Source organism: Saccharopolyspora sp. NPDC003752 (genome assembly GCF_053605825.1).
On record NZ_JBSGJZ010000009.1, the window covers coordinates 193,471 to 219,444 of the forward strand.

The following is a 25,974-nucleotide window of genomic DNA, read 5'->3' on the forward strand; positions in this document are numbered from 1 at the left end:
GGCATGACGACAGCATCGACCGTTTCCGCGCCTCCGGACAGATCCCTGGTCCGCCGGGTGACCTGGGCGACCTGGTCCGGTTGGGGCCTGGACGGCTTCACCAACCAGATGTTCCCGCTGGCGCTCGGCGGCATCATCGCCGCGCTCGGCCTGACCACGGCCCAGGGCGGTCTGGCCACCTCCAGCGCGCTCATCGCCTCGGCAGTGGGTGGTGTGGTCGGCGGACGCCTGGCCGACCGGTTCGGCCGGGTCCAAGTGCTGGTGCTGGTGATCAGCGCCTACGCCCTGTTCACCGGCCTGACCGCGACCGCGCAGAACTTCGAGCAGCTGCTGATCTGGCGCACCCTCGAAGGGTTCTTCTTCGGTGCCGAGTGGCCGGTGGGTGCGGCGCTGATGGCCGAGTACGCGGCACCGGAGCGCCGGGGCCGGGCACTGGCCTGGATCCAGTCGGCGTGGGCGGTCGGCTGGGGCGTGGCCAACCTCGCCTACGTGCTCAGCCACGCGTGGCTGCCGGAAACCATCGCCTGGCGGGTGATGTTCGCCGTCGGCATCCTGCCGGCAGTGGTCGCCTTGCTGATCCGCCGGAACCTGCGCGATGTCCCGACCGTCCGGGTGCGGCGCGAACCGCGGCAGAAGGGCGCCTTCGGCGAGCTGTTCGCTCCGGGGCTGCGCAAGTACACCGTGCTGGGCACCCTCTTCGGCGCCACCGGCCTGGCCAGCACCTACGCCCTGCAGACCTGGATTCCGCTCTACCTGAAGGAAGAACGCGGTCTGAGCGTGAGCAGCACGGCGCTCTACATCTGGTTCATGATCGTCGGCAACTGGCTCGGCTACGTGCTCGGCGGTCACGTGCACGACCGGATCGGACGACGCCGGGCGTTCACGCTCTTCTACCTGGGCACGGCGGTTTTCGGATTCCTGTTCATGGCCGTTCCGGTGAAGGCGCTCTGGTACAACCTGCTGCTCGCGGCCGTGGTCGGGTTCTTCATCTCGGCCCAGGCATCGGGCAAGGGGGCATTGTTCACCGAACTGTTCCCGGCACGGGTGCGCGGGACCGGGGCGGGCATCACCTACAACGTCGGCCGCGGTGTCGCGGCGTTCAGCCCGGCGCTGATCGGCTGGGCATCGGACGGCATGGGGCTGGGCAGCGCCATCGTCGTGGTGCTGCTGGTCTGCACGGCGTTGACCGTCCTGTTCATCTGGCTGCTCCCGGAAACCAAGGGCCGGGTGCTCGACTAGGGGACTTCGCCGGAGCAAGAAGAGATCACCGGCACCACCTGTCCGGTGAGAACTCGGCACACACATGGAGAACTGAGAACTCGATGGAGAGATTCCTCCCCACCAAGCGCAGGACGCTTCCAGTCGCGTTTCTGAGCGCCCTCACGGCCGCCGCACTTCTGTCCACAGTGGCGTCGGCTGCCGAGCCGCCGACCACGGCTGAACCGGCCGCGACGGCGGAGCAAATGCCACCGGCCACGGCTGGTCCGGTCGCGACGGCGAAGCAAGTGCCGACACCGACCATCACCGGCCCGGTCCCGGTGGCGATGCCGCCTGGTACCGACCTCACGCACAACTACCCGCAGCTGGCGGCGGAGCCCGGCTTCGACCTGTCCCAGCGCGGTTACGTCGAGGAGGAGTACTTCTTCGGAGGAAAGGCGACGCGCTACGACACGCCGCCGATGGCCGACGGCGTCGCATTGTCCACCGGCAATCCGTACAAGACCCGGATGATCGTCCGGCGCCCGGACAACCCCGCGAAGTTCAACGGCATCGTGGTCGTCGAATGGGTCAACGTGACCTCGGGGTACAACCTCGACGTCCACTGGCAGGAATCTCGTGACTACCTGACCCGCGAAGGCTATGCCTACGTGGGCGTGTCGGCGCAACGCGTCGGCGTGCAGCAAGAGCCCTACGGCCTGACCGCGTGGAGCCCGGCCCGCTACGGCACGCTCGACGTCACCGCAGGTGGCACGATCACCGATGACTCGCTGTCCTACGACATCTTCTCCCAGGCCGGACAGGCTGTTCGAACCAACCCGGCCGTGCTCGGCGGACTGCGACCGGCCACCGTGCTGGCGGTCGGGCAGTCGCAGTCGGCGTCGCGGCTGGCGCTGTACTACAACTCGATCCAGCCGCTGGCCCAGGTGTACGACGGCTTCATGCTCTTCGTGGGCAGCGGTGGACCGTTCCGGACCGACATCCCCACGAAGCTGCTGCGCATCAGCACCGAGACCGAGGTCTTCCTGAACCGGGTGCCGCACCAGGCGGATTCCGGGGTCTTCCGCTCTTGGGAGATCGCGGGTGATTCGCACGTCGACTACTGGTTCATGATGAATCGCATGCAGGGCGTCGCGCGAGACGGCCTGAAGCCCTTCTCGTTCACCTGCGACCGGCCGCCGCTGAGCCACGTCGACACCAAGAACGTGCTCAACGCCGGGTATCACCACCTCGTCGACTGGGTTCGCCACGACAAGCAGCCGCCCACCGCGCAGCCGATCCGGACGGCGCCCACGCCGACCGGGGTGGCGATCCCGCGCGACGAGAACGGGCTCGCGTTCGGCGGCATCCGGCTGGCCGAAGTCGACGCGCCGATCGCGACCAACACCGGCGAGAATTCGGGGCAGGAACTCTGCCGCCTGTACGGATCGCACCAGCCCTTCACCGCGGAGAAGATCGCCTCGCTGTACCCGACCCACGACGCCTACGTCCGAGCGGTGCGCGACGTGACGAAGCGGAACCTCCGGGAGGGCTTCATCCTCCAGCACGACGCCGGTGAAACCGTCCGCGAAGCGGAGGCATCGCGAGTCGGGACGTCGAACCCGCTGCCGATCCCATAACCACGACCGGTACCGGCAAAGATCACCGACTGCCTGGCACTGCAACGCCGGGCAGTCGGCGATCGACGTCCCGTGTTGGACTGGACGGTCAGCTTTGGTCGTGGAGGAATGCGGGGATTTCACCGCGGGTCGGGTAGTTCGGCAAGGGTGCCGGCTCGCTTTGCAGGAATGCGTTGACGACGGCGTAGGCTCGTTCGTCGTTGTCGTCGAGGCCGTTCCACATGTGGTGTCCGACGCCGGGCATGTACTGGGTTCGCTCGATGGCGGGATCGTTGGCCAGAACGGTGGTCGCCCATTGACGAATCTGCGAAGAGCACTCGGCGATCATCAGCATTGCGGGGATGTCGGAGCGCCCAAGTTGCGCAGCAATCGAGGATGAGTCCTTGATCGTCTGCTGGAACTGCAGGCTCGGGGCAGGGCTGAAGGAGAAGTTCTCGGCCGTGTCCTCGGTGGGGATGCGGTCAGCATCCTGTGCGCAGTAAGCGGATGCGGTGTCGCTGCCGAGGTCGGCGGCTGTGAAGGCGTTGTCGGCTTCGGCCTGCCCGATCAGCCCGGTATCGGGCGAGAGGAGCCCAAGTCGCATGAGGCCGAGCGCGACGGCATACCTGGGGACATCCGTGGAGCGCGGGCCGCTCGGGGCCGGAGCGAGGCCGCGCGCGGTCGGCAGTCCTTGTTGCCCGGTGATCCGCGCTGTGGGGCCGTCCATCGGGCCAGGCTCGGCGATGATCGCTTTGTGCACGCGGGCGGCGACGTCCGGCTCGGCCAGGGCCCGGGTGAGGATGCCCCCTCCTGCGGAGAATCCGAGGACGTCGACCCGGCCCTTGTCCAGGTGGTCGATGAATGCTCCGAGGTCGCGGACCGATCTGGAGGGGTTGTACTGATCCATGGGAAGCAGCTCGCTTCGTCCACCGCCGGCTTGCTCGTAGGCGTAGACGTCGTAGCCCTGTCGTGCCAAGAGCTGCAGGAAACGGTGATCGAGCACCGAGATGCTGCGGACGGGTCCGCCGTGGAGGTACACGAGGGGCGTTGCGCGGCGGGGACTGCCCGGGGCGGGCGGGTAGTGGTATACCGCGACCCGGCTTCCCGTGGCCAGACTCCACTTCTGCGTCGCCACGAACGGCAGGTCGGCTGGGAATCGCCGGTCGGTTGGCACGCTCGGGATGCAGACCGACGCCGTCAGCGCTACCGCGATGACCACCGGTAGGAGCGGCACGAGTTTGCGCGGCCCCGCCCGGCGGCGGCCCCGCCATATCGCGACGGCGGCCCCGGCTCCGAGGGTCGTCAGCCAGGCCACGAGCCCCGAGCCCGCGCCATCTGTCAGGACGAGCAGCGCCAGGAACAGGCCGACCAGTCCCACGACGGCGCCCGAGGCCAGTCCCAGGCGACCGGTGAAGCGGGCAAGACGGATGAGGAGTTTTGGCATCACGGGTCCCTGCGAGAGTTTCCAAACTAAGTTTCAAAACGACGTTAGCACGCGAGCTAGACTGGTCACCGTGGGTAGGCCGAGAACGAACGACGACACCGTGAGAGAGCGTCTTGTCGAGTCAGCCACCGAGCTGTTCGCAACCCGTCCACGTGAGTCGATCACTGTCCGCGCCCTGGCTTCCGCCGCCGGAACCGCGACGGCGGCGGTGTACACGTTGTTCGGCAACAAAGACGCACTGATCAACGAGGTGCGCAACAGGGCGGTCGCAGGGCTGTTCCGTGACCTGGCGGCAGTGCCGACCTCCGACGACCCCCTCGCCGACCTCTGCGCTCTTGCCGCCACATACCGGCGCTGGGGACGCGAGCACACCCACCTCTACATGGTGTTGTTCGGTGGCGTGCAGACCTTCGACCCGTCGGGCGCGGTCGGAACCGGCGACCCCGTCCGACCGCTCCTGCACGCCATAGATCGCGCCTTGGCGGCGTCCATGCTCACTGGCGACGCAACAGCTATCGCGCTCTCGTTCTGGGTGACCCTGCACGGACTTGTGACGCTCGAACTGGCAGGAGCGCTCGACACCGCCACGGCCGAGAGCGCATTCCGATCGGCGATCCCCGCAACACTCCGCGGTTGGGCGACCCCGGCGGCGGACCGCGCCCTGCTCTGCGGCGAAATCACCCAGGCGCCGTGATGTCCTGACGGCTCGGCGCGCCTGGTGAGCGTGCTCGCCTCATTCCACTTTGGAGAGCGGTACCTCTTCTCGGGTGATAGGCGAACACGATCAGCCGCGGATCCGATAAGTCCGAAGTGGACTTGTTGACGGCCAGAACGGCTTTTGCTCAGACGGGAAATCCGCTGCGCCCGATCTCTGTCGGCGGTCGACCGCGCGGAGCATACTGCTGGACGCCCGGCGATCTTCCGGTGTGCAGGATCGACCAGTTCGGGGGTGCGAATGGCCGAGATCGACGACTTCCAGCACAGTGATTCGAAGCTCCGGCGCGATCTGTCCGTCCAGCAGCTGCTGTTCATCTCGATCGGTTCCATCATCGGATCCGGCTGGCTGTTCGCGGTGCTGTCCGCCGGTGCCGTCGCGGGCCCGGCGGTGATCGTGTCGTGGGTGCTCACCGCAGTTCTGATCTCCTTCCTCGCCTTGAACTACGCGGAGACCGGCTCGATGCTGCCGCGCAGCGGCGGTGTCGCCCGCTACCCGTACCTGACGCACGGCGGCTACCTCGGCTTCCTGCTGAGCTGGTCGATGCTGCTGGGCGGCGTCACCACGGTGGCCATCGAGGCGCTGGCGGTCGTGCAGTACGCCGCCGGTTACGTCGCGACCTGGACCGGCATCGAGCTCACCAGCCACGGCGACGACGGTTCCACGCTGACCGGGACCGGACGCGTGCTGGCGGTCGTGGTGATGCTGCTGTTCTTCTGCGTCAACGTCTTCGGCATCCGGTTCTTCGGCCGGTTCAACCAGTGGGTGAGCTGGTGGAAGCTGATCATCCCGGTGCTGACGTTCGTGCTGCTGTTCACCGTCTTCGACAGCTCGAACCTCGCCGGCCACGGCGGTTTCGCGCCGCAGGGCTGGGGTGCGGTGTTCAACGCCATCGCGGTTTCCGGCATCGTGTTCGCCTTCCAGGGCTTCCGCGAGGGCGTCAACTTCGGCGGCGAGGCGCGCAACCCGCAGCGCGACATCTTCATCGCCACGGTCGGATCGGTGGCCATCTGCGCGGTCATCTTCGTGCTGCTGCAGGTGGCCTTCATCGGCGCCCTCGACTGGGGCTCGCTGGGCGTCGCCCCGGGCGACTGGAGCGGGCTGGAATCCAGCCGCTGGGCTGATCAGCCGCTCTATTCGGCACTGGAGTCCACCGGCGTCGCACTGCTCGGCGCGTTCGGCGTGTTCCTGCTGGTCGACGCCGCGATCTCGCCGGCAGGCACCGGCTGGATCTACATGGGCGACACCGCTCGAACCCTGTACGGGATGGCGCTGCACGGCAGCATGCCGCGGGCGTTCGCCCGCGTCGGTGAGCGGACCCGGGTGCCGTGGCTGGGCATGGTCGCCTGCCTGGTCGCCGGGTGCGCGTTCTTCCTGCCCTTCCCCGGCTGGTACAAGCTGATCGGCTACACGTCCTCGACCGCCGTGATCACCTACCTCGCCGCCGCACCGCAACTGCAGGTGATGCGCCGGGTCGCCCCCGATGCGCCGCGACCGTTCTTCCTGCGGGCGTCGAAGTTGTTCTCCCCGCTCGGCTTTCTCGCGGCGAGCATGATCCTGTACTGGTCCGGTTACGAGGTGCTGCAGGGCGTGGTGGCCACCGTGCTGATCGCGCTGCCGATCTACGCGCTGTACCAGGGGCCGCGGCAGGGCAGGGTGCCCCTGGCCGGTGCCACGTGGCTCGGCGCCGGATTCGCGGTCGTCTGGATCGCCACCCAGGTGATCGGCCCCCTCGGCACGGACAGCCTGCCGTTCATCGCGTTCTGGCTCCTGTCCACCGCGGAGGTCGCCGGCTTCACCTTCCTGTTGTGGCGGATCAGCAGCCCGGAGGGGCGTCGCGAGATCCGGTCCTCGAACTGGGCGGTCGCGCTGACCTTGGTGCTGTACCTGGTCTCCTACTACGGCGCATACGGAACTGCGGCCGTCCCGCTGCTGCCGTTCCCGTGGGACAGCGCCGTCGCGGCAGTGCTCGGTCTGATCGCCTACTACTGGGCAGTCGAATGCGGCTATTCGACGCAGGAGCTGCGGGCCAGCATGGCCGGAGCAGACGATTCCGGAGGGACGCACAATGGTTGATGTCATCGTCGTCGGTGCCGGCGTGGTGGGTTCCAGCATCGCCTTCCACCTGGCCGAGAGCGGCGCTAACGTGGTGGTGCTCGACCCGACGGGAGGCTTCGGCGGCCAGACGTCGCGGTCCGGGGCGATCATCCGCGACCACCACGCGACCGCCGTGGAAGCCGATCTCGCCTGGGAAAGCCTGACGCAGTACTACGAGTCGTGGGCGACCCGGGTCGGCGGTGCCTGCGGCTTCACCCGAACCGGATTCGCCTACCTGGCCGATGACCGCGATGCCGAATCGGTCCGGGCCAACGTCGCCATGCTCAAGGCGCACGGGATGCCCGACGAGCTGCTGACGCCGGAAGAGCTGCGCGAGTTGGAACCCGGTATCTCGACCGAAGCGATCAGCGTCGTGTCCTATGAGGAACGCAGCGGGTACGCCGATCCGGCTGCCACCACGATCAGCCTGCAGCAGGCCGCTCGACGCCACGGTGCGCGCTTCGAGCGGTTGCGGGTGTCGGCGCTGCTGGAGGAGTCCGCGCGGGTCGTCGGGGTCCGCACCGAGGATGGCGAGCGGCGGGCCGATTTCGTGGTGCTCGCGAGCGGTGCTTGGACGCCTCGGCTGGCCGCGACCGCCGGCCTGCAGCTGCCGATCCGCGCGGCGCGCATCCAGGTGATGCTCTACGAGCGCCCGTACGACCTCCCGACCCACCTGACGATGACGGACGTGGCCAACGACATCTACCTGCGCGCGACGGCAGACCGGTGCACCCTGGTCGGGCGGCACGCGCCGGAGCGCGAATGGCTGGACGACCCGGACGCCGATTTCGGCGTGCCCGACGCGGACTTCGTCGCGGAGGGCCTGGTGCGGCTCGGCCGCCGGATCCCGGCGATGGCCGAGGCCCCGTACCGGATCGGACGCACCTGCGCGCTGGACATCACCCCGGACGGCCGCCCGGTCCTCGGGCCGTGCGAGGTGCCGGGGCTCCACTTGGCGGCGGGTTGGAGCGGCTCGGGATTCGGCAAGGCCCCGGCGATCGGCGCTGAACTCGCGCGCTGGATCCTCACCGGTGCCCCGAAACGCGCCGAGCTCAAGACGTTCACCGCACAACGCTTCGCCACCGGGGCTCTCATCCGGGGAGACCACGAGTACGGAGCCACCGGCCCGCACTGATGCGCGCTGCCGGAGATGCGGCCGACGGAAGGGGCAGATTCCGCCGGCCGCACGTCCCTCAGGCGGACGCGGACTTGGAGCGCTGCAGGATGTTGAGCGCTTCGAGCAGATGTACGCGGAATCGCTCGTGGTTCTCGCTCATCGGGAAGTGCCCGATCTCCGGCATCTCGATGAAGGTGCCGTTCTTGATCTGACGGGCCGTCCGCGCGCTGTCGGCGGGAGTGGTGAGGTAGTCGTACTCGCCGGTGAGCATCACGACGGGGCACCGGTCACCGTCGATCTCGCCGAGCCGGTCGCGCAGGTCGTGGTCGACCGAGTAGTAGTGCAGGTCGCCCTTGAACGACTCGGATCCCTGCGTGTAGTAGAACCAGGTCTTCCAGCGGTCGGCCTCGGGCGACTGCGGCGCCATCAGGTCCCACACGCCGCTGGCGCAGACTTGTGCGGCGTTGGCGTGCGGGTGCTGCCACCAGTCGAGGTAGAAGCCGGGGGAGTAGTCGGCGCCTTCGACCGGGATCACACCGGCGAAGCGGTCCGGGCGCCGCAGCGCCAGCTGCAGGGCGATGTTGCCGCCGAACGACGAGCCCATGAAGATCGGGTCCTCGAGTTCGAGGGCGTCGCACAGGGCGATGATGAAGTTGGCGTAGTGGTCGGCGGTGAGCTTGTACTCCTCCTTCCACCACTCGACGTTCTCCGGCGGGTCGGACTTGCCGTGGCGGGGCAGGTCGTAGGCGATCACGCGGTAGTCGGCCGTGATCTCCTCGTCTTCCAGCAGGCCGCGCCACTGGTGGTTGTGGCAGCCGGCGGTGTGCTGGCAGACCAGCGGCTGCCCGGTGCCGTTCTCGAGGTAGAACACCTTGTACTGGAGGCCGTCCACCTCGATGTCGACGTAGTGCCCGGTCACGGGCGAGATCTTGCTCATGCCGAAGTCCTTTCTCAGACGGGGGCGCCGACGGTGCGGAGCAGCTCGATCTGGCGGGTGACGCAGCGGAGGTTCTGCATGAGGACGAGCACGTCGCCCTCGAGCTTCATGTCGCGCTGGAAGCTCGCGGCCCAGATGCCGTGGAACATCGGCGCCGGCACCGGCTCGCCGAAACCGCGCCACGTCTCGGCGCTCGCGCGGATCGCGAACTGGTACGGCACGTCCAGCGGCCCGGGGTCGACCGCGACGTCCACCACGCGGCCGGATTCGACCTTCACGACGAATGTGTGCTCGACGGCGTCGATCAGGTACGAGCACGTGAAGTACTTGCCGTGGGCCTGGATCTCCGGGTCGCCGTTGCTGGCGGCGGCGAACGCCTCGGCCCATGCCTCGGCCGATGGGGAGCGGGTAACCGCGGTCATCGTCGGGCTCCTCTCTGAGCGGGTTGCGGCTGCCGTCGGTGCGACGGCTCTCGTAGATAGGACTCCCCGCATCACCACAGGTCCAATACCTGTCGCCCACCGTTCGATAGTCCAAACGAATTGGTCGCCCCGGCCGGGCGGTGCTTATCATCCGTGTGTGGCGGACCTACCGGAGCTTCGCGTGCTGCGCTATTTCGTCGCCGTCGCCGAGGAGCTGCATTTCGGAAGGGCGGCCGCACGCCTGCACATCAGCCAGCCGTCGCTGAGCGTGCAGATCCGCAAGCTGGAGCACTCCCTCGGCGCTCGTCTGCTGGAGCGCACGAGCCGCTACGTCGAGCTGACACCGGCCGGCCTGGTGCTGCTCGACGAGGCCCGCCGCCTTCTGGTCAGCGCCGAACGGCTCGCGTTCGCCACCCGCGAGGCCGCCAACGGCAACCGCGGTTCGCTGATCGTCGGCTTCCAGGCCAACGCCGCTGCTGAGCTCACGCCGAAGATCCTCGCGGCGTTCCAGGCCCGGTATCCGCGCGTGCAGGTCGAGATGCGCTCGCACGACTTCAGCGACCCGTACGTGGGTCTGGGCGAGGGCAGCGTCGACGTCGCCTTCGTCCGGCCGCCGGTGCTGATGCAGAGCTGGCTGTCGGTCGAAACGCTGTTCGTGGAGCCGCGGGTGCTCGTCGCGTCGAGCGAGTCGCCGCTCGCCGAGCGCGAGAAGGTGACCATCGCGGACGTGGCGGACGAGCCGTTCGTCGGCCGCCGGGCTCCGGAGTACTGGCGCGACTTCTGGCTCGCCGCGGAGAGCCGCGGTCCGCACCCGGTCCGCCTCGGCGCCGAGGTCAGCAGCGTCGACGAGTGCTTCGAGGCCATCCTGTCCCGCCGCGGTGTCGCCTTCACCCAGGCGTCGACCCAGCGCTACTACGACCGCCCCGGCCTGGCATTCGTTCCGGTCGAGGGCCTGGCGCCGTCCCCGCTCGCCATCGCGTGGCGCAACGATCTGGATGCGCAGCCCGTCCGCGACTTCGTCGAGACGGCCCACCTGCTGGCCGGCCTCGACATCGTCCCCGCGGCGTCACCGCACGGGCGCCTCCCCGAGCCGCCGGGGCTCTCGGCGGTCGCCCGGTAGCCGGGTGCCCTGGGCCGCTGTCGTCCACCTCGCCTCCCGGCTCACGTCCCGCAGTACTTGCAAGCGCCGGTAGATGCGAAAGCAATTATAGTGGAATCGCTTTTGTCCTCGTGTGCAATCATTGGTCGATGACCCGACGAAGGAGGCTTCGATGACCGCGACCACCCCTGCGCGCGCACCCGGTCGGTGCGCGCCGTCCCTGGCAGCTGGGGGACCGCAGCTGAAGCCCCTGGTGCAAGCCGTTGCGATGGTGCCAGTGGTCGCGGCATGAAGGCGATCGTTCTCGGTGAATACGGCGGACCGGACGCGCTCCGGCTGACCGACCTCCCAGACCCGAAGGTGGCCCCGGGAGAGGTGCTGGTCCGGGTGAAAGCCGCCGGCGTCAATCCGGTGGACTGGAAGCTCGCCGAGGGAAACCTCGACGGCCTCATGGAGACGCACTTCCCGCTGATCCGCAGAAGCGGCCGCGGCGTTCGTAGCGAAGCGCAGGCCGGTGTTCATCGGCGAATGACCCGATCGAGAGCGGGCGTTCCAGCTCCGCGCGCAGCCCGTTCCGGGGCGTGAAAAGGGCTGCGCAGCAGCCGCGTCCGAGCTGTCGATGCAGTTGAGTCGTCCACTGTGGAGCTATGATCAGTAGTACTAGATCCTCTAGTAGGCAGCGCGGTGGTGATGTCGTAATCTTGCCGCGACCTGGCGCAGGTTGCTGACGGTGACGGTTCGGGGACGGTGGCACTGGGTGGCGCTGCGGTGTTGTCCGGCTCTCGGCGCCGGCCGTGATGCGGACCGCGTAGAGCGGGAGGCCGCCGGAGCCGAGACGTGTCCAGCGGCCTCCCCGGATCACCGATCGAGCAGTGACCGGTGTTGTCCGGTCAGCTCTGCGCGGGTTGTGGGACCGCGCTCAGGCGGCTGGTCCGTTCGAGAGTGCTGATTCCGGCGGCGCAACACAGGCCGATGACCGCCATGCCAAGCCAGGGCAGCATGGCGAACCCGGCGGATCGGGCGATGTCCAGCGCACTGCCGGTCAGGAGATTGCCGGCCATGATGCCCACGCCGCAGACCGTGTTGTAGAGCCCGTAGTAGGTCGCGACGAGCCGGTTGCCCGCCAGCGTCACGATCGTCTCCATCTCGAAGGGAAACACGATCACCTGGCCGAGCGCGAGGAGTGCCACCGACAGCAGCAGCGGGATCGCTCGAACAAGGATTTCGGCCGGGGAAGGGCTTTCCGCCGCGCCCGGCGAGCCCGCGGTGATCAAAGGCGGGAGGAACGCCGCGCTCATCAACAGCAGGCCGACCACGAGGCATCGGCCGGGTTCCCATCGCCGCTTGCACCACGCCGTGATCCGCACTTGCCCGGCGATAGCCAGGATGCCCGACACCGCGAAGAGCGCTGCCACTGTTGCCGTCCCGGGCAGGCCTCCTCCCGCCAGCCGCCGCGCCTCCAGGGGCAAGGCCAGGTAGACCTGGAACGACAGCACGTAGCTGCCGATCATCGCGATGGAGAACATGACGAACGACCCGTTGGAGAATGCCGTTCGCCAGTCCGCGAGGACCGATTGCTTGGTATCCGCGGCCGAGTCCGTTCGCTGTGCCTTGCGCTGTGGCAGGGCGCGGGCTTGCAGGATCGTCAGGGCCGCGAAGACCGCTGCGGAGACGAAGCAGGTGAGCTGGAACGCCACGCCGGTCAGCACCATCCCCACCAGCGGCCCCAACAGGATGCCTGCCTGGTAGAAGACGTTGAACAGCGCGAACGCCTCGACTCGTCGGTCACCGGAATCGTGCGAGAGGTAGGCGCGCACGGCCGGGTTGAACAAGGCTCCGGCGAAGCCGGTCGCAGCCGAGGCGAGCACCAGCGCCGGCACCGAGTCCACGACGCCCAGCAGCGCGAATCCCGCCGTCCGCAGCAGGCAGCCGGCGATGATGAGCGGCTTGTAGCCCAGGCGGTCGGCGAGGGTGCCGCCGATCAGGAACATGCCCTGCTGCGAGAAGTTGCGAACCCCGAGGATGAGCCCCACCAGCCAGGTCGCCAGGCCCAGCCCGTCGGACAGGTGCGCGGCCAGGTAGGGGATGAGCATGTAGAAGCCGAGGTTGATGGTGAACTGGTTGATGACGAGCAGCTGGACCGGCCGGCTGAAGGACCGGAACTGGCGGACCGTCCGGATCAACGCCCACCTCCGACGGGTGCGCCTCCGGTCGGGTCCGAGACGTGCTCGCACCTCGTCCACCGGGTCACTTCGCGTTGTCCCGGGTGCTCGATCAAGTCCGGATCTTCCGGCGGAGTCGTCCCCAGAAGACCGTGCCGAGCGCAGTATTCGTCGCTGTACACGGTGTCGAAGTATCGCTGTGGTCCATCCGGGAAGACCGCCGCGATGCGGGTGTCCGGCCCCGCCGTGCGGGCGACCCAGCCGGCGACGAGCGCCACCGCGCCGACGCTCCAGCCGCCGCTGGCGTAGGTGGCGGCCGCGAGCTTTCGGGCCGACCACACGGCTTCGCTCGGGCCGACCCAGTGCACCTCGTCGAACGAGTCGTAGTCGATGTTCCGCGGGTAGATGCTCGAACCGAGGCCGCGCATGAGGCGCTGGCGCGCTGGTTGTCCGAAGATCGTCGACCCGATGGTGTCGACGCCGACGACGCGCAGCTCGGGGAAGAATGTCCGCAACACCCGGCTGACGCCCGCCGAATGACCACCGGTTCCGACGGAGCACACCAGGACGTCGAGCCTGCGGAGCTGGGTCACCAGTTCCAGCGCCAGCGACGCGTACCCGTCCACGTTGTCGGGGTTGTTGTACTGATCTGGGCCGAACGAGCCGGGATTCTCGGCGAGGAGCTCGGCCACGCGATCGCGGCGCGCCTGCTGCCAGCCACCGGTGGGGTGCGGTTCGTCCACCACGTCGACACGGGCCCCGTAGGCCCGCAGCATCCGGTGCATGATCGGCTCCATGCCCGGATCGGTCACCAGGGTGACCGGATGCTCGTACCTGATGCCGGCCAACGCTAGGCCCAGGCCCAGGGTGCCGCTGGTCGACTCGACGATCGCGCCGCCGGGCGCCAGCTCACCGCGCTGGCGGGCCCGTTCGATCATGTGCAGTGCGGGACGGTCTTTCATGCCGCCCGGGTTGTGGCATTCCAGTTTCGCCCAGAAGCCGCAGCCCGCTCGGTTGAACGGCCGGTCGATCCACAGCACGGGGGTGTTCCCGATCGTCGTGTCGATGGTGTTCGATGTGCCGGGAGCAACGGAATTCCTCGCCAGTTGGGCGAGAGCGGCATCGGTTCGCGCGGGTGGGAGCAGGGTATCCATTCGTGTCCCTCGGATCGCTGCGCGTACATGCGCAGGGCGGGAAGGCGTGCCGGACCGGCGTGACCGGAGGATTCCCGGTCGCGCTGGGAAGAGGCACGGTGATCAGCGTGGAAGGCGAGCGCTGATCACGTTCGTGAGGTGCACGAGGAAGCGAGGATCTGACGCCCGCTCGGCGGCAGTGCCGGGTGCGAGGAACTCGCGAGCGAAATCCACCCGTGGTCGCTGCGGGGGAAGGGCGGCCACGCCTCCGGTTCCGGCGCGGCCGTGTCCAGGAACGGCGAGATGTCCCGTGCTGAAAGCCCGCAATGCGAGTCGATCGGGCCGTGCCGCGTTGTGCCGTCGTCGCCTGGGTTCTCGCTGTTGTCGCACTCCTGGCTGGGGAGGTTCGAAGCGCCGGCGCCCGCATGGACGGCGGTGGAGTGCGCCGGGTCGAGTCCGATCACCACATGCGTGGCGAGGAACGCCGTCAACACGAGAAGCGCGATGCACGACCAAGTCCCGCCGATGTGGCGGACGGTGAACGACTGAGCTCGCACAGTGACGACTGTAGCGCGTGCTGCCGGTCACTGCTCGGCGGGGTTGGCATCGGTGACGACACGTCGATGACGTGTTCTTTCTTGTGTGGCAACGCTATCTGGTGGCTGGCGTCCTGTGTTGATAGTGGATGCGGAAGCCCGGGTCGCGGCTCCCTGGATTTGCTACTAAGTGATCTAGTAGATTGAGTACTAGCGCAGATAGTAGACAAGTGTTCGGTCGTCGAGCAGGTTTCGCTCCCGGGTTTGCGGGGAGCCCACATCGACGACACCAGTGCAGGCTCTCCGGGCGGCTGAGGCCATGCGTCCGACCGACCGCAGGCGAGAGCTCGTAGAGACGAAGGAGAGCGGTCCAGCGTGGCTTTGCGCCAGTTGAAGCGTTCGATGCGGAGTGCGATCTCGGCCTCCGCGGTGGCCGTGGCGGCAGTGTCGGTGGCCTTGCCCGCAGTTGCGCAGCCGTCGGATCCGGGAAGTGGTTCCCCCGAGATGAGGCGTTACAAGCAGCTGAGCGAAGACGCGAGCAAGGCGAACGAGGACGTCCTCGTCGCTCAGGACGAACTCGACAGGAAGCGGGCCGAACTCGACGCCGCGAAGGCGCAAGTGGCTGCGGCCAGGAGCGTTGAGCAGCAGAGCCGGGCGGATGAAGCGCGCCTGCAGGGCCGGGTCGACGAGCTCTCGGGTGCGGCATATCGCGGTTCGCGGCTGAACGGGGTCTCGGCCTTGCTCGCCAGCGAGAATCCCGACGCGTTCCTCGACCGCGCCACCGCCCTCGAGGTGATGGCCGCGGACAACGGCGAAGTCCTGAGCAGCTACGCCCGCGCCTCCGCCAGCGCCGCCGAGGCTCGTGGCACGGCCGAGTCGGCCGAGCTGCGAGCGCAGGAGGCCGCCGATGCGGCGGCCAGGCTCCTGGAGGACGTGCGAAACCGGAAGCGGGACCTGGACAAGCAGGTCGGCGACCTGCGCGAGGCGATGAACGAGCTGAGCTCCGAGGAGAAGGCCGGCCTGAAGGGGCCGGTCGACTCCGGCAGCTACCTCGGGCCGCCCGGTGCGGCGAACACCGCCCTGCAGGCCGCCCTGTCGAAACGAGGATCCGAGTACGTCTGGGGCTCAAAGGGGCCCGGCACGTTCGACTGCTCCGGCCTGACCTACTGGGCGTACAAGCAGGCCGGGATCACCATTCCGGGCAACAGCCGGGCCCAGTGGGGCGTGGGGCGGCCGGTGTCGAAGGACCAGTTGCAGCCGGGAGACCTGATCTTCTTCGACGACGGCAGCGGCAATCCCTCGAAGATTCACCACGTCGGCATGTACGTCGGCGGCGGGAAGATGATCGACGCCCCCACCGAAGGTCAGCTGGTGGACGTGCGGTCGGCCAAGGGCGACGGCCACTACATCGGCGCGCGGCGCATCGTCGGGTGAGCTGCTGCCTGCGGCGGGAGGACGCTCGGCGCGATGTCGCCCGGTCCCGGGTGCTGGTGCGAAACCGCTCCCGGGGCCCAACCGACCGGCGTACCCGGGCAAGCGGTGTGCTGCTGCGTCGAACACCGCTTCGTGCCATCAGGTTTCGCCCACCTCGGTCGTTGGAGGTCACTTCTCGCTGGTGGACCACCGTTCGGCGTTCGCCGGGCTCGCTCGCGAGCCGGTGGACTTGCGGTCCGGACGCGTGGGTGCGGTCAGCCCCGGTAGGCCTCCAAGAACCGGAGCCACACCTCGCTGATCGTCGGATACGACGGTACGGCGTGCCACAGGCGGCCGACCGGGATCTGCCCGACGATGGCGATGGTGGCCGAGTGGATGAGTTCGCCGACACCGGGGCCGACGAAGGTGACGCCGAGGAGGGTTTCGTCGTCGAGGTCGACGACCATGCGGGCCCGGCCCCGGTAGCCGTCGGCGTACAAGCCCGCCCCGGCGACAGAGGAGAACTCGACGTCGACGGCGCGGGCGCGGTGTCCGGCCTGCTGGGCCTCGGCGAAGGTGAGGCCGGCGGCCGCGGCCTCCGGGTCGGTGAAGACGACCTGCGGGACGGCGGCGTGGTCGGCGGTCGCGGCGTGCGCGCCCCAGGGCGCCGGTTCGAGCAGGGGCGTGCCCTGGGCTCGGGCGGCGATGGCGGCGCCCGCGATCCGGGCCTGGTACTTGCCCTGGTGGGTGAGGAGCGCACGGTGGTTGACGTCGCCGACGGCGTAGAGCCAGTCGGTGCCGGTGACGAGGAGGCTGTCGTCCACGGACAGCCAGGATCCTGGCTCCACGCCTACCGTTTCCAGGCCGATGTCGTCGGTGCGCGGTGCGCGTCCGGTGGCGAAGAGGATTTCGTCGGCCTCGACGCGGTCGCCGGTGTCGGTGGTCACGACGACCGTGCCGTTCTCGCGCGTCACGGAGGCGACGGAGGTGCCGGTGCGAATCTCCACGCCTGCCGCGGAAAGTGCCTCGGCGACGAGCTCGCCGGCGAAGGATTCCATGCGGGGCAGCAGGCCCTTGCCGCGCACCAGGACGGTGACCTGCGAGCCGAGTGCTTGCCAGGCCGTGGCCAGCTCGGTGGCGACCACGCCGCCGCCGACCACGACCAGGCGGCCGGGAACGGCTGGGGAGCTGGTGGCTTCGCGGCTGGTCCAGGGGCGTACGTCGGCGAGCCCGGGCAGGTCGGGCAGCTGGGCCCGGCTGCCGGTGCAGACGGCGACGGCGTGCCGGGCGATGAGGGTCTGCTGCTCGCCGTCCGGGCCGGTCACGGTCACCGTGCGTGGTCCGGAGAAGCGGCCGTGGCCGCGGTAGATGTCGGCGCCGATGTTCTCCAGCCACCCGACCTGGCCGTCGTCCTTCCAGTGGGAGGTGTAGTAGTCCCGGTGGGCGAGGACCGCGGACGCGTCGAGATCGCCGCGGACAAGTTGGCGCAGTCCGGGCACCCGGCGGGCATCGGCCCGGGCGATGGCCGGGCGCAGCAGAGCCTTGCTGGGCATGCAGGCCCAGTACGAGCATTCGCCGCCGATCAGCTCGCTCTCGACGATCGCGGTGGAGAGACCGGCCGCTCGGGTGCGGTCGGCGACGTTCTCGCCCACGGGCCCGGCTCCGAGCACCACGACGTCGTACTCGGTGGAATCCGCCTTCGCCGGGGCGCCGGCCTGGTGAGTGGCGACGGTGCTGCTCATAGGTGATTCCTTCTTCCGGTCGTGGCGGACGAGGACGAGACGCCCCTTGGCGTGCGGCGCCTCACGGGCCAGCATTCCAGGCTCCGCGCAAGGCGATGCCGACGGCTTCGACGTGCCTGTCGGGTCGGAAAAGCCGAACGGGCCACCACGTCCTGCGTGATGGCCCGTTCTGCTCCGGCGGTCAGTTGCGCGCGGTCACCGGTTCCCGCCGGTCGGTGACCGGGGCGAGGTCGGCCGGATCTCCCGCGGTGCTGCGGAAGCCGCGCAGCCGCAGGCTGTTGCTGACCACGAACACCGAGCTGAACGCCATCGCCGCCCCGGCGATCATCGGGTTCAGCAGTCCCGCTGCGGCCAGCGGGAGGGCGGCCACGTTGTAGGCGAAGGCCCAGAACAGGTTGCCCTTGATGGTGCGCAGGGTGCGGCGGGACAACCGGATGGCGTCGACGGCGGCGCGGAGGTCGCCGCGGACCAGCGTCAGGTCGCTGGCCTCGATGGCGACGTCGGTGCCGGTGCCCATGGCCAGGCCGAGGTCGGCCTTGGCCAGGGCCGCGGCGTCGTTGACGCCGTCGCCGACCATCGCCACGACCTTGCCCTCGCCCTGCAGGCGCGTGACCACGTCGACCTTGTCCTTCGGCAGCACCTCGGCGATGACCTCGTCGATGCCGACCTGCTCGGCCACGGACTTGGCGACGGCCTCGTTGTCGCCGGTGAGCAGCACCGGCGTCAGGCCGAGCTCCCGCAGCTGCGCGATGGCCTGCGCCGAGGTGGGCTTGACCGTGTCGGCGACGACCAGCACCGCCCGGGCCTGCCCGTCCCAGGCGACCGCCACCGCGGTGCGGCCTTCTGCTTCCGCAGCGGCCTTCGCCGCGGCGAGCTCCGCGGTCAGCGGCTGGCTCCACTCCGCCAGCAGCGCCGAGCGGCCGACCAGCACCGCGTGCCCGTCGACGATGCCCTGCACGCCCAGGCCTTCCACGTTGGTGAAGTCCTCCACTGCGGGCAGCTCGCCCATCGCCCGCTCCGCGCCGCGTGCGATGGCGCGGGCGATGGGGTGTTCGGAGGCGTTCTCCAGCGCCCCGGCGATCCGCAGGACCTCGTCGCGGTCGGTGCCGGCGGTGAGGTGGACGTCGATCAGTTCCATCTGGCCGGTGGTGACGGTGCCGGTCTTGTCCAGGACGACGGTGTCGATGCGCCGGGTGGACTCCAGCACTTCCGGGCCCTTGATCAGGATGCCGAGCTGCGCGCCGCGGCCGGTGCCGACCAGCAGCGCGGTCGGGGTGGCCAGGCCCAGGGCGCACGGGCAGGCGATGATCAGCACCGCGACGGCGGCGGTGAACGCGGCCGCCAGTCCGGTGCCCGAGCCCAGCCAGAACGCCAGCGTTCCCACCGACAGCGCGATCACGATCGGCACGAACACCGCCGAGATCCGGTCCGCGAGCCGCTGCACGGCGGCCTTGCCGGTCTGCGCGTCCTCGACCAGCTTGGCCATCTGGGCGAGCTGGGTGTCCGAACCGACCCGGGTCGCCCGCACCACCAGCCGACCGCCGGCGTTGACGGTGGCACCGACGACGTTGTCGCCGGGGCCGACCTCGACCGGGACGGATTCGCCGGTGAGCATGCTGGCGTCGACCGCAGAGCTGCCCTCTTCGATCACGCCGTCGGTGGCGATCTTCTCGCCGGGCCGGACGACGAACCGGTCCCCGACGGCGAGTTCGCCGGTGGGGATGCGGACTTCGCGGCCGTCGCGGAGCACCGCGACGTCCTTCGCACCGAGCTCCAGCAATGCGCGCAACGCCGCACCTGCGCGCCGCTTCGACCGCGCCTCGAAGTAGCGCCCGGCCAGGATGAACGTCGTCACCCCTGCCGCGACCTCCAGGTAGATCGAGCCCGCGCCATCGGTGCGCTGGATGGTCAGCTCGAAGGGGTGCGTCATGCCGGGCGTGCCCGCGGTGCCGAGCAGCAGCGCGTACAGGGACCACAGGAACGCCGCGATGGTGCCCATGGAGACCAGGGTGTCCATCGTGGCCGCGCCGTGGCGCAGGTTCGTCCACGCCGCCTTGTGGAACGGCCAGGCGCCCCACACCAGCACCGGTGCGGCCAGCGTCAGCGAGATCCACTGCCAGTAGGTGAACTGCAGGGCCGGGACCATCGCCAGCGCGATCACGGGCACGGACAGCACGACCGATGTGATCAGCCGCTGCCGCAGGGTTCGGGTCGAGTCCGCTTCCTCGTCGTCCCGCTCGGTCGCCGGGCCGCTGTCCTGTTCGGTCCTGGGCAGGGTCGCGCCGTACCCCGCGGCCTCGACCTCCGCGATGAGCTGTTGCGGGTCGATGCCTTCCGGGACGCTGACCTTCGCCTTCTCGGTGGCGTAGTTGACGGTCGCCGCGACGCCGTCGAGCTTGTTCAGCTTGCGCTCGATGCGCGCCGCGCAAGAGGCGCACGTCATGCCGGAGATCGAGAGTTCGAGTTCGCTGGTGACTTGCGGGGGTCGTTCCGTGGCGGTCATGCCGTTCTCTCCTCGCTGCTCAATCTCTTCGGTCAGCCGTCGTGGCCTGCGTGGCCGTCACCGCGCTGGGTTTCCGGGGTGGTGCCGCCCGCGGCGTCCACGGTGAACTCCGCGGTGCGCACGACGCCGTTGTGCTGGAAGTCCAGGAACAGCCGGTAGGTACCAGCGGTGGGCACTTCCGCGACGAAGTCGATCTCCGGGCCGGGTGCCGTCCTGCCGTCGCCGGGCGCTCCCTCGGGGTGCACGTGCAGGTAGGCCAGGTCGCCTTCGCGCAGTGCCACCAGGTGTCCGTAGGCGGACAGGTACGGCTGCAGGTCGGTGACGGGCCGGCCGTCCTTGGCGACCGCGAGCCGGACGGGGGATGCCTGGCCGGGGACGAGCTCACCGTCCAGCCGGACCTGGTAGCCGTCGACCTCTGCGACCCGGGAAGGAGCGAAGTCGCGCGGTTCGAAGGCCCCGCCGGCGGCGATGTCGGTGCCGAGGGTGGCCGGAGCGGCGCCGGTCGGGGTGAAGTCGGCGAAGACGCGGTAGCTGCCGGCTTCGGGCAGGTCCAGCGGGACGGTCCAGGTGCCGTCCGCGGCCATCTCCGGGTGCAGGTGCTGGAATCCCGCGGTGTCGCGGCGCACCACGATGAGGTGCATCCGCTTGTCGTGCTCGACGTCGAACCCGGTGACCGCGTTGCCGTCCGGGCCGAGGATGCGGAAGGAGAAGGGCTCGGTGGTGCCGGTGGCCTGCGTCGTGTCGGTGGGCGCGAGGGTGTAGCCGCCCCTGGACGACGTCAGTCCGCCGGGCAGGGTGGTCTCCGCGACGGTGCCGCTGTGGGTGTCCCCGTGCCCGGCGACCTCACCGCCGGGCATGTCGCCGTGACCGCTCGGGGCGGACATGGCGGTGAAGGGACCGACAGCGGTACCGGTCGCCCAGGCGCCACCGGCGACCAGGGCGAGCGCCGCACCGTAGGCGGAGAGCTTGCCTGCTGTGTTCATGATTCCTCGCTGTGCTGGTGGCCGGGCCGGGAGCCCGGCCCGATCGGGGGTGGAGGTCAGCTGGGGGCCAGCTCGTAGCCGGCCTCTTCGACGGCGGCCCGCACGTCGGCGTCGCTGATCGCGTCGGCGCTGGTCACGGTGACGGAGCCGGTGGGCAGGTCGACGGCCACGTCGGAGACGCCGCCGATCTTGCCGACCTCCTCGGTCACCGACTGCACGCAGTGTCCGCAGGTCATGCCGACAACGGTGTAGGTGGACTCGGCCATCAGGAGCTCCTCGGTGTCATGTCGTTCGGTCAGTCGCTTCTACCCTTAGGGGGTAGCCGTATTGGCGCGACACCAGATTTATACCCCCATGGGGTATGTCGGTCAAGTCTGCGGGGTCTGTTCGATCGGACGGGTTGCCCGCTGGTCGATCCGGTCGCCGCGGCATTTACTAAGATTCGTAGTAGTATGGGAGTTGATCTCGTGGCTGCGCAGTCCGATCGCCCGCTTCACGCTGCCCATCTGATCCGGTCGTCCAGGCGACGCTCCGCGCGCGTCCGATGTGGATTCCGGAGATCGGGCGCGCGAACTCGCGCCGGGCCCGGATGGAAACCGGGTACGACCTCATCGTGGTCGTCCTCTGGGCGCTGCCCGGTCGTTGTGAGTAGTTTGGCCGTGTCAGTGCGGTGCTCACGTGCGACCAGGACGGAGACTGTCATGCCGGGCAAGGCGAACCTCGATCGGCTGCGGCGCTATTGGGACCGGCACTCCCGCGGTTACGACCGCCAGATGGGGTTCATGGATCGGAAGTTCTTCGGCGACACGAGGCAGTGGCTGTGCGGGCAAGCCGAAGGGGAGGTCCTCGAAGTCGCCATCGGTACCGGGCTGAACCTCGGCTGGTACCCCGACGACGTGCGGCTCACCGGGGTCGATCTGAGCCCGGGCATGCTCGACCACGCGCGCCGTCGTGCGGAAGAGGCGGGCCGGGAGGTCGCGCTGAGCATCGGCGATGCCCAGCGGCTCGAGTTCCCGGACGCCTCGTTCGACACCGTGGTCTGCACGTTCTCCCTGTGCGCGATTCCGGACGATCGGGTGGCCGTCGGGGAGATGAAGCGCGTTCTGCGGCCGGGCGGACGGTTGCTCCTGGCCGACCACGTGGTGAGCACGTCGTGGCCGGCTCGGGTTGTGCAACGGTTGCTGGAAGTCGTCACGATCCCGGTGGGCGGGGAGAACTTCCGGCGTCGCCCCATCAAGCACGTGCAGGCCGCCGGGTTCGGCATCGAGCAGCATGATCGTTTCAAGCTGGGGATCGTCGAGAGGCTCGTCGCCCGCAAGCCCGCGGCCTGATCCGCGCGCTCCCGTTCGACGAAACCTGCTCCTGCTCGACAACGGACGGTTCATCGCCCGTCCACCGAATCTCGCGGACGAGGTTCCACGAACGAAAAGCGCCGCATCGCTGCGAAGCCCGGTCCGGGTGCCGTGCTCAGCCCTCAGCCGAGTCCGGACGAGATGCCCACTCCCAGCGCGACGGCCAGCACGACGCAGGCGAACGCGCGGCGGACGGTGGTTGCCGGGAGGCGAGCCGCGAACCTGCCTGCGGCCACCGACACGAGCATCGCAGTGCCGGCGAACGCGATCAGCACGCCCACCTCGATGCTGCCCGCGGTGCCGATGTGCGCGAGCAGCCCGCTGCTCGCGTTGATCAGCACCACCACCAGGGAAGTGGCCACGGCTTGCGGCGCGGCCAGGCCGAGCAGCACGGACAGCGCCGGGACGACGATGAAGCCGCCGCCGACGCCGAACAGCCCGGTGAGCACGCCGACGCCGGCTCCGGCCGCTGCCGACTTCGGCAGGCAGCGGCGGTGATCGATACCGCCATCCGGCATCCGGCACGCGCCCGTGTGCTCGTCGTTGCCGGTGAACATGCGCACGGCCACGACGACCATGAGCGCCGCGAAGGCCAACAGCAGCCAGCGCTGCGGGAACTCCCGGCCCAGCGCCGTGCCTGCGAAGGTCCCCGGCAGGCCGGCGGCGCCGAACACCAGCGCCACCGGCCACTGCACTGCGCGCAGCCGGGCCCGGGACGACAACCCGCCGATCGACGACGCGGCCACCACCACCAACGCGGTCGGGATCGCGGTGCTCAGCGGCTGCCCGACACCGTAGACGAGCGCCGGGACCGCCAGGATGGAACCACCGGCGCCGAGCAGGCCCACCGAAAGGCCGATCACGACGCCGAAAACGACGGCAGGCAGCATCGCTTCAGCGGGCCGGTGTGTCGTCCGCGGTCAGCGCCGCGAGCAGCATCGGCGCGTCCTGCGCCGGGGTCCGGTTGTACGGCAGCAGCGAGAGCACCCGCGCCATCGCGCAGGTGTTGCTCAGCGCGGAGAACGTCAGCCCGCCGCCGATGAATCCGGCCAGCCACTTCATCTTCGGGGCGACGACGCTGCCCAGGACGCCGGTCAGGACCAGCGATCCGGCGACCAGCCGCACCTGGCGTTCCATCGCCCACTTGCCGGTTCCGCGCGCGACCGGGGCGCCCTGCTGGTCCCACGCGTTGATGCCGCCGGCGAGGACGGTCGGCCGGCCCAGCCCGGCGGCGGCGAGCAGGGTGCGGGCGTCCTCGGCCCGGACGCCGGAACCGCACACCAGCACCAGCGGGTCTTCGTGCCCGGCTGCCAGGTCGGCTTCCCGCAGCAGGTCGAGCGGCACGTTGTAGGAGCCGGGGATGTGCGCGGCGGCGAACTCGCCGGGCGTGCGCACGTCGATCAGCCGCGCCCGGGGCTCGCTTTCGAGCAGCGCGCGAGCGCGGGAAACATCCACAGTGGATGATAATGGGCCGGTCATGGTCCTCCTTCTGTCGAAATGTGTCGTCATGCCGCGGTGACCAGGGGAACCCCGGCCGGGCCCGCGGCGGCGAACGCGTCGTCCACGATGACGGCGGTCCGCCCAGCGGATTCCAGCAGCGACGCCGCGGCGGTCGCCCGGTACCCGCTGCCGCAGTGCACCCACACCGATCCGGCCGGGATCTCCGGCAGCCGGTCCGCCAGCTCGTAGAGCGGGATGTGCACGGCGCCTTCGACGTGCGAGGCGCGCCATTCGTTGTTGGTCCGGACGTCCAGCACGACGTCGGCGCGCGGGAGCTCGCCGGGTGCGCCTGCCAACGCGACGGCCAGTTCGGCGAACGTGGCGGTCGGGGTGCTCACCAGCTGGGACTCGTCGGCGGCCAGCTCCGCGGGCTGCCCGGTCGCGGCGGCGGCGAAGTGGTCGATGCCGATGCGGGCGAGCTCCCGCTGCGCGTCGGCGACCTGCTCGCTCGACTCCCCGACGAGCGTGATCGGCGCGCCCCAGTCGATCATCCAGCCCAGCCAGGTGGCCATCGGCCCGTCCAGGCCGAGGCTGATCGTGCCCGCCAGGTGCGTGTCGACGTAGGCCTTGCGGGACCGCAGGTCGATGACCCATTCACCGCGCCGCAAGCGTTCGGCCAGGTCTGCTGGCGTCGCTTGGGCGGGTGCGCGCAGGTCCAGCGGCTCGGGGCCGGCGATGTTGCGCGTCCCCATGTGCGCGTAGTAGGCGGGGTAGGCGTCCAAACCGGCCAGGGTGGTGTCGACGAAGTCCTGCTCGGCCAGCGACAACGCCGGGTTGGCCGAACGCTGCTCGCCGATCGTCGACGAGTCGCCGTCGGCCTGGGTCGCCGAGCAGAAGCTGCCGAATCCGTGCGTGGGCCAGATCTGGGTGCCCTCCGGCAGCAGGTCGGCGAGCTTCCGGGCCGACCTGTGCTGGTGCCGGGCGAGTTCTTCGCTGTGCTGCGCGCCGAGCAGATCGGTGCGCCCGGTCGTGCCGTAGAGCAGGGATCCGCCGGTGAACACGCCGACCGGTGCACCGTCGCTCTCCAGCACGTACGAGAGGTGGTGGAAGGTGTGCCCGGGCGTGGCCACGACGCGCACCCGGAAACCGTCGGCGACGTCGAGCAGGTCGCCGTCGCGCAGCGGGCGGTGGGTGAACGGCGCGTCGTCGGCCGCGGCGATGCCGTACTCGGCTCCCGTCAGCCGGGCGAGCTCCAGGCCGCCGGAGACGTAGTCGTTGTGGACGTGGGTTTCCAGGACCAGCGCGATCCGCGTGCCCAGCCGGCCGGCGAGGGCGATGATGCGGTCCACGTCGCGCTGGGGGTCGATCACCACCGCGCGCCGCCCGTCGGTGGCCAGGTAGCTGCGGTCGCCAAGCGACGAGGTTTCGACGACCTCGACGCGGAGCCCGGCGAGTCGTGAGGGCGCTGCTGTCACTTCGATTCACCTCCGATACCCCGGGGGGTATGGTTCGGGCGCACCTGTGCGCTGGGCGAGGTCGCGCCGGTTGTCAGGCGAGGGCGAGGAAGAGCCGTTCGAGCTCCTGCTCGGTCATCGGGGGTTCGTCCCCGTTGTCCCGCGCCTGCTGGCAGTACCGCATGCCGCTGGCCACGATCTTGAAGCCGGCGCGGTCCAGGGCACGGGAAACGGCGGCCAGCTGGGTCAGCACCGCCGCGCAGTCGTCGCCTTCTTCGATCGCCTCGATGACGCCGGCCAGCTGGCCCTGCGCGCGCCGGAGGCGGACCAGGGCGTCGCCCAGGAGTTCGGGTTTCATCTGCATGTCTCTCTCCTCCTGTGTTAACCATACCCCGGGGGGTACCCGATTGGGCAGGATGTGACGGGACGCACGGCGGCCGGCTTCGAGCGGGTCGGCCCTCCCGGGCCGATATGTACTATCCATCTTAGTAGTTGTCTGCTCGTGGTTCCGGAAGGTCGCAATGCGCATCGATGATGGTGGTGGTGTTGGTGGGAATTCGTCCGACGGCGTGCTTCGCCCCCGTGCCCTGAGCAGGCGGGGTTTTCTGG

At 69.5% G+C, this 25,974-nt stretch carries 22 protein-coding genes and 1 pseudogene; 9 read left to right on the forward strand and 14 right to left on the reverse strand.

Annotated features, from left to right (window positions below; translation table 11 throughout):
- Positions 1–3 precede the first annotated feature (3 nt).
- Together ACWEV3_RS14775 and ACWEV3_RS14780 are read left to right on the forward strand one after the other, a co-directional pair.
- Positions 4–1,239 (forward strand): MFS transporter, encoded by a 1,236-nt coding sequence (locus ACWEV3_RS14775; RefSeq protein WP_452614356.1) that lies wholly within the window; start codon positions 4–6, stop codon positions 1,237–1,239.
- Positions 1,240–1,505: 266 nt separating this feature from the next.
- Positions 1,506–2,837 (forward strand): alpha/beta hydrolase domain-containing protein, encoded by a 1,332-nt coding sequence (locus ACWEV3_RS14780; RefSeq protein ID WP_452614357.1) that lies wholly within the window; start codon positions 1,506–1,508, stop codon positions 2,835–2,837.
- An 88-nt stretch (positions 2,838–2,925) separates the two neighbouring features.
- Here ACWEV3_RS14780 and ACWEV3_RS14785 read toward each other — a convergent pair whose 3' ends face one another.
- Complete coding sequence (locus ACWEV3_RS14785; RefSeq protein WP_452614358.1) at positions 2,926–4,260, reverse strand: alpha/beta hydrolase; 1,335 nt, start codon at positions 4,258–4,260, stop codon at positions 2,926–2,928.
- Positions 4,261–4,330: 70 nt separating this feature from the next.
- Here ACWEV3_RS14785 and ACWEV3_RS14790 point away from each other — a divergent pair, with 70 nt between their 5' ends.
- The 3 genes from ACWEV3_RS14790 to ACWEV3_RS14800 all read left to right on the forward strand — a co-directional run bounded on the left by ACWEV3_RS14790 (position 4,331) and on the right by ACWEV3_RS14800 (position 8,207).
- Complete coding sequence (locus ACWEV3_RS14790; RefSeq protein ID WP_452614359.1) at positions 4,331–4,954, forward strand: TetR/AcrR family transcriptional regulator; 624 nt, start codon at positions 4,331–4,333, stop codon at positions 4,952–4,954.
- 261 nt (positions 4,955–5,215) lie between these two features.
- Positions 5,216–7,051, forward strand: coding sequence for an APC family permease (locus ACWEV3_RS14795; RefSeq protein ID WP_452614360.1), 1,836 nt, complete (start codon positions 5,216–5,218; stop codon positions 7,049–7,051).
- Positions 7,044–8,207 carry an NAD(P)/FAD-dependent oxidoreductase gene (locus tag ACWEV3_RS14800; RefSeq protein ID WP_452614361.1) on the forward strand — a complete coding sequence of 388 codons (1,164 nt, stop codon included), beginning with the start codon at positions 7,044–7,046 and terminating at the stop codon, positions 8,205–8,207. Before ACWEV3_RS14795 ends, ACWEV3_RS14800 begins: the two co-directional genes overlap by 8 nt.
- A 58-nt stretch (positions 8,208–8,265) precedes the next feature.
- Here the strand turns inward: ACWEV3_RS14800 and ACWEV3_RS14805 are convergent, their stop codons facing one another.
- Together ACWEV3_RS14805 and ACWEV3_RS14810 are read right to left on the reverse strand one after the other, a co-directional pair.
- Positions 8,266–9,126, reverse strand: coding sequence for an alpha/beta fold hydrolase (locus ACWEV3_RS14805; RefSeq protein WP_452614362.1), 861 nt, complete (start codon positions 9,124–9,126; stop codon positions 8,266–8,268).
- A gap of 14 nt (positions 9,127–9,140) precedes the next feature.
- Complete coding sequence (locus ACWEV3_RS14810) at positions 9,141–9,548, reverse strand: hypothetical protein (RefSeq protein ID WP_358379899.1); 408 nt, start codon at positions 9,546–9,548, stop codon at positions 9,141–9,143.
- Positions 9,549–9,705: 157 nt separating this feature from the next.
- Between ACWEV3_RS14810 and ACWEV3_RS14815 the strand changes: the two genes are divergently transcribed.
- Positions 9,706–10,668 (forward strand): LysR family transcriptional regulator, encoded by a 963-nt coding sequence (locus tag ACWEV3_RS14815; RefSeq protein ID WP_452614363.1) that lies wholly within the window; start codon positions 9,706–9,708, stop codon positions 10,666–10,668.
- A 267-nt stretch (positions 10,669–10,935) separates the two neighbouring features.
- Positions 10,936–11,121 (forward strand): annotated as a pseudogene (locus ACWEV3_RS14820) (alcohol dehydrogenase catalytic domain-containing protein); the annotation flags it as partial.
- A gap of 416 nt (positions 11,122–11,537) precedes the next feature.
- Here ACWEV3_RS14820 and ACWEV3_RS14825 read toward each other — a convergent pair.
- From ACWEV3_RS14825 to ACWEV3_RS14835, 3 genes are all read right to left on the reverse strand, one after another.
- On the reverse strand, positions 11,538–12,830 hold the full coding sequence (locus ACWEV3_RS14825) for an MDR family MFS transporter (protein ID WP_452614364.1): 1,293 nt from the start codon (positions 12,828–12,830) through the stop codon (positions 11,538–11,540).
- Positions 12,827–13,963: a PLP-dependent cysteine synthase family protein gene (locus ACWEV3_RS14830; RefSeq protein WP_452614365.1), complete on the reverse strand. Its 1,137-nt coding sequence runs from the start codon at positions 13,961–13,963 to the stop codon at positions 12,827–12,829. Before ACWEV3_RS14830 ends, ACWEV3_RS14825 begins: the two co-directional genes overlap by 4 nt.
- Before the next feature lie 125 nt (positions 13,964–14,088).
- Positions 14,089–14,499, reverse strand: a complete 411-nt coding sequence (locus ACWEV3_RS14835; RefSeq protein ID WP_452614366.1) for a hypothetical protein — start codon at positions 14,497–14,499, stop codon at positions 14,089–14,091.
- Positions 14,500–14,982: 483 nt separating this feature from the next.
- Between ACWEV3_RS14835 and ACWEV3_RS14840 the strand changes: the two genes are divergently transcribed.
- Positions 14,983–15,912, forward strand: coding sequence for an NlpC/P60 family protein (locus ACWEV3_RS14840; protein ID WP_452614367.1), 930 nt, complete (start codon positions 14,983–14,985; stop codon positions 15,910–15,912).
- Between the two features lie 254 nt (positions 15,913–16,166).
- On the opposite strand, the gene ACWEV3_RS14845 is transcribed toward ACWEV3_RS14840, so the two are convergent.
- From ACWEV3_RS14845 to ACWEV3_RS14860, 4 genes are all read right to left on the reverse strand, one after another.
- Positions 16,167–17,633, reverse strand: coding sequence for a dihydrolipoyl dehydrogenase family protein (locus tag ACWEV3_RS14845; RefSeq protein ID WP_452614368.1), 1,467 nt, complete (start codon positions 17,631–17,633; stop codon positions 16,167–16,169).
- Positions 17,634–17,814: 181 nt separating this feature from the next.
- Positions 17,815–20,136 carry a heavy metal translocating P-type ATPase gene (locus ACWEV3_RS14850; protein ID WP_452614369.1) on the reverse strand — a complete coding sequence of 774 codons (2,322 nt, stop codon included), beginning with the start codon at positions 20,134–20,136 and terminating at the stop codon, positions 17,815–17,817.
- 32 nt (positions 20,137–20,168) lie between these two features.
- Entirely contained in the window at positions 20,169–21,119 is a 951-nt protein-coding gene (locus ACWEV3_RS14855; RefSeq protein WP_452614370.1) for a hypothetical protein, read from the reverse strand.
- Positions 21,120–21,175: 56 nt separating this feature from the next.
- Positions 21,176–21,385: a heavy-metal-associated domain-containing protein gene (locus ACWEV3_RS14860; RefSeq protein WP_452614371.1), complete on the reverse strand. Its 210-nt coding sequence runs from the start codon at positions 21,383–21,385 to the stop codon at positions 21,176–21,178.
- Positions 21,386–21,820: 435 nt separating this feature from the next.
- Here ACWEV3_RS14860 and ACWEV3_RS14865 point away from each other — a divergent pair, with 435 nt between their 5' ends.
- Complete coding sequence (locus ACWEV3_RS14865; RefSeq protein WP_452614372.1) at positions 21,821–22,450, forward strand: class I SAM-dependent methyltransferase; 630 nt, start codon at positions 21,821–21,823, stop codon at positions 22,448–22,450.
- Positions 22,451–22,593: 143 nt separating this feature from the next.
- On the opposite strand, the gene ACWEV3_RS14870 is transcribed toward ACWEV3_RS14865, so the two are convergent.
- From ACWEV3_RS14870 to ACWEV3_RS14885, 4 genes are all read right to left on the reverse strand, one after another.
- Positions 22,594–23,361 (reverse strand): sulfite exporter TauE/SafE family protein, encoded by a 768-nt coding sequence (locus ACWEV3_RS14870; RefSeq protein ID WP_452614373.1) that lies wholly within the window; start codon positions 23,359–23,361, stop codon positions 22,594–22,596.
- Positions 23,362–23,365: 4 nt separating this feature from the next.
- Positions 23,366–23,950 (reverse strand): rhodanese-like domain-containing protein, encoded by a 585-nt coding sequence (locus ACWEV3_RS14875; RefSeq protein WP_452614374.1) that lies wholly within the window; start codon positions 23,948–23,950, stop codon positions 23,366–23,368.
- A 26-nt stretch (positions 23,951–23,976) separates the two neighbouring features.
- Positions 23,977–25,386, reverse strand: coding sequence for an MBL fold metallo-hydrolase (locus ACWEV3_RS14880; protein ID WP_452614375.1), 1,410 nt, complete (start codon positions 25,384–25,386; stop codon positions 23,977–23,979).
- A gap of 73 nt (positions 25,387–25,459) precedes the next feature.
- Positions 25,460–25,729, reverse strand: a complete 270-nt coding sequence (locus ACWEV3_RS14885) for a metal-sensitive transcriptional regulator (RefSeq protein WP_093266475.1) — start codon at positions 25,727–25,729, stop codon at positions 25,460–25,462.
- Positions 25,730–25,974: the final 245 nt, after the last annotated feature.

Bases quoted from the DNA above. Each gene is read 5' to 3' on its own strand.
- ACWEV3_RS14850 (WP_452614369.1), bottom strand. From the start codon at position 20,136: ATGACCGCCACGGAACGACCCCCGCAAGTCACCAGCGAACTCGAACTC.
- ACWEV3_RS14840 (WP_452614367.1), top strand. From the start codon at position 14,983: ATGAGGCGTTACAAGCAGCTGAGCGAAGACGCGAGCAAGGCGAACGAG.
- ACWEV3_RS14830 (WP_452614365.1), bottom strand. From the start codon at position 13,963: ATGGATACCCTGCTCCCACCCGCGCGAACCGATGCCGCTCTCGCCCAA.
- ACWEV3_RS14885 (WP_093266475.1), bottom strand. From the start codon at position 25,729: ATGCAGATGAAACCCGAACTCCTGGGCGACGCCCTGGTCCGCCTCCGG.
- ACWEV3_RS14785 (WP_452614358.1), bottom strand. From the start codon at position 4,260: ATGCCAAAACTCCTCATCCGTCTTGCCCGCTTCACCGGTCGCCTGGGA.
- ACWEV3_RS14845 (WP_452614368.1), bottom strand. From the start codon at position 17,633: ATGAGCAGCACCGTCGCCACTCACCAGGCCGGCGCCCCGGCGAAGGCG.
- ACWEV3_RS14800 (WP_452614361.1), top strand. From the start codon at position 7,044: ATGGTTGATGTCATCGTCGTCGGTGCCGGCGTGGTGGGTTCCAGCATC.
- ACWEV3_RS14875 (WP_452614374.1), bottom strand. From the start codon at position 23,950: ATGACCGGCCCATTATCATCCACTGTGGATGTTTCCCGCGCTCGCGCG.
- ACWEV3_RS14775 (WP_452614356.1), top strand. From the start codon at position 4: ATGACGACAGCATCGACCGTTTCCGCGCCTCCGGACAGATCCCTGGTC.
- ACWEV3_RS14870 (WP_452614373.1), bottom strand. From the start codon at position 23,361: ATGCTGCCTGCCGTCGTTTTCGGCGTCGTGATCGGCCTTTCGGTGGGC.
- ACWEV3_RS14855 (WP_452614370.1), bottom strand. From the start codon at position 21,119: ATGAACACAGCAGGCAAGCTCTCCGCCTACGGTGCGGCGCTCGCCCTG.
- ACWEV3_RS14865 (WP_452614372.1), top strand. From the start codon at position 21,821: ATGCCGGGCAAGGCGAACCTCGATCGGCTGCGGCGCTATTGGGACCGG.
- ACWEV3_RS14810 (WP_358379899.1), bottom strand. From the start codon at position 9,548: ATGACCGCGGTTACCCGCTCCCCATCGGCCGAGGCATGGGCCGAGGCG.
- ACWEV3_RS14860 (WP_452614371.1), bottom strand. From the start codon at position 21,385: ATGGCCGAGTCCACCTACACCGTTGTCGGCATGACCTGCGGACACTGC.
- ACWEV3_RS14795 (WP_452614360.1), top strand. From the start codon at position 5,216: ATGGCCGAGATCGACGACTTCCAGCACAGTGATTCGAAGCTCCGGCGC.
- ACWEV3_RS14805 (WP_452614362.1), bottom strand. From the start codon at position 9,126: ATGAGCAAGATCTCGCCCGTGACCGGGCACTACGTCGACATCGAGGTG.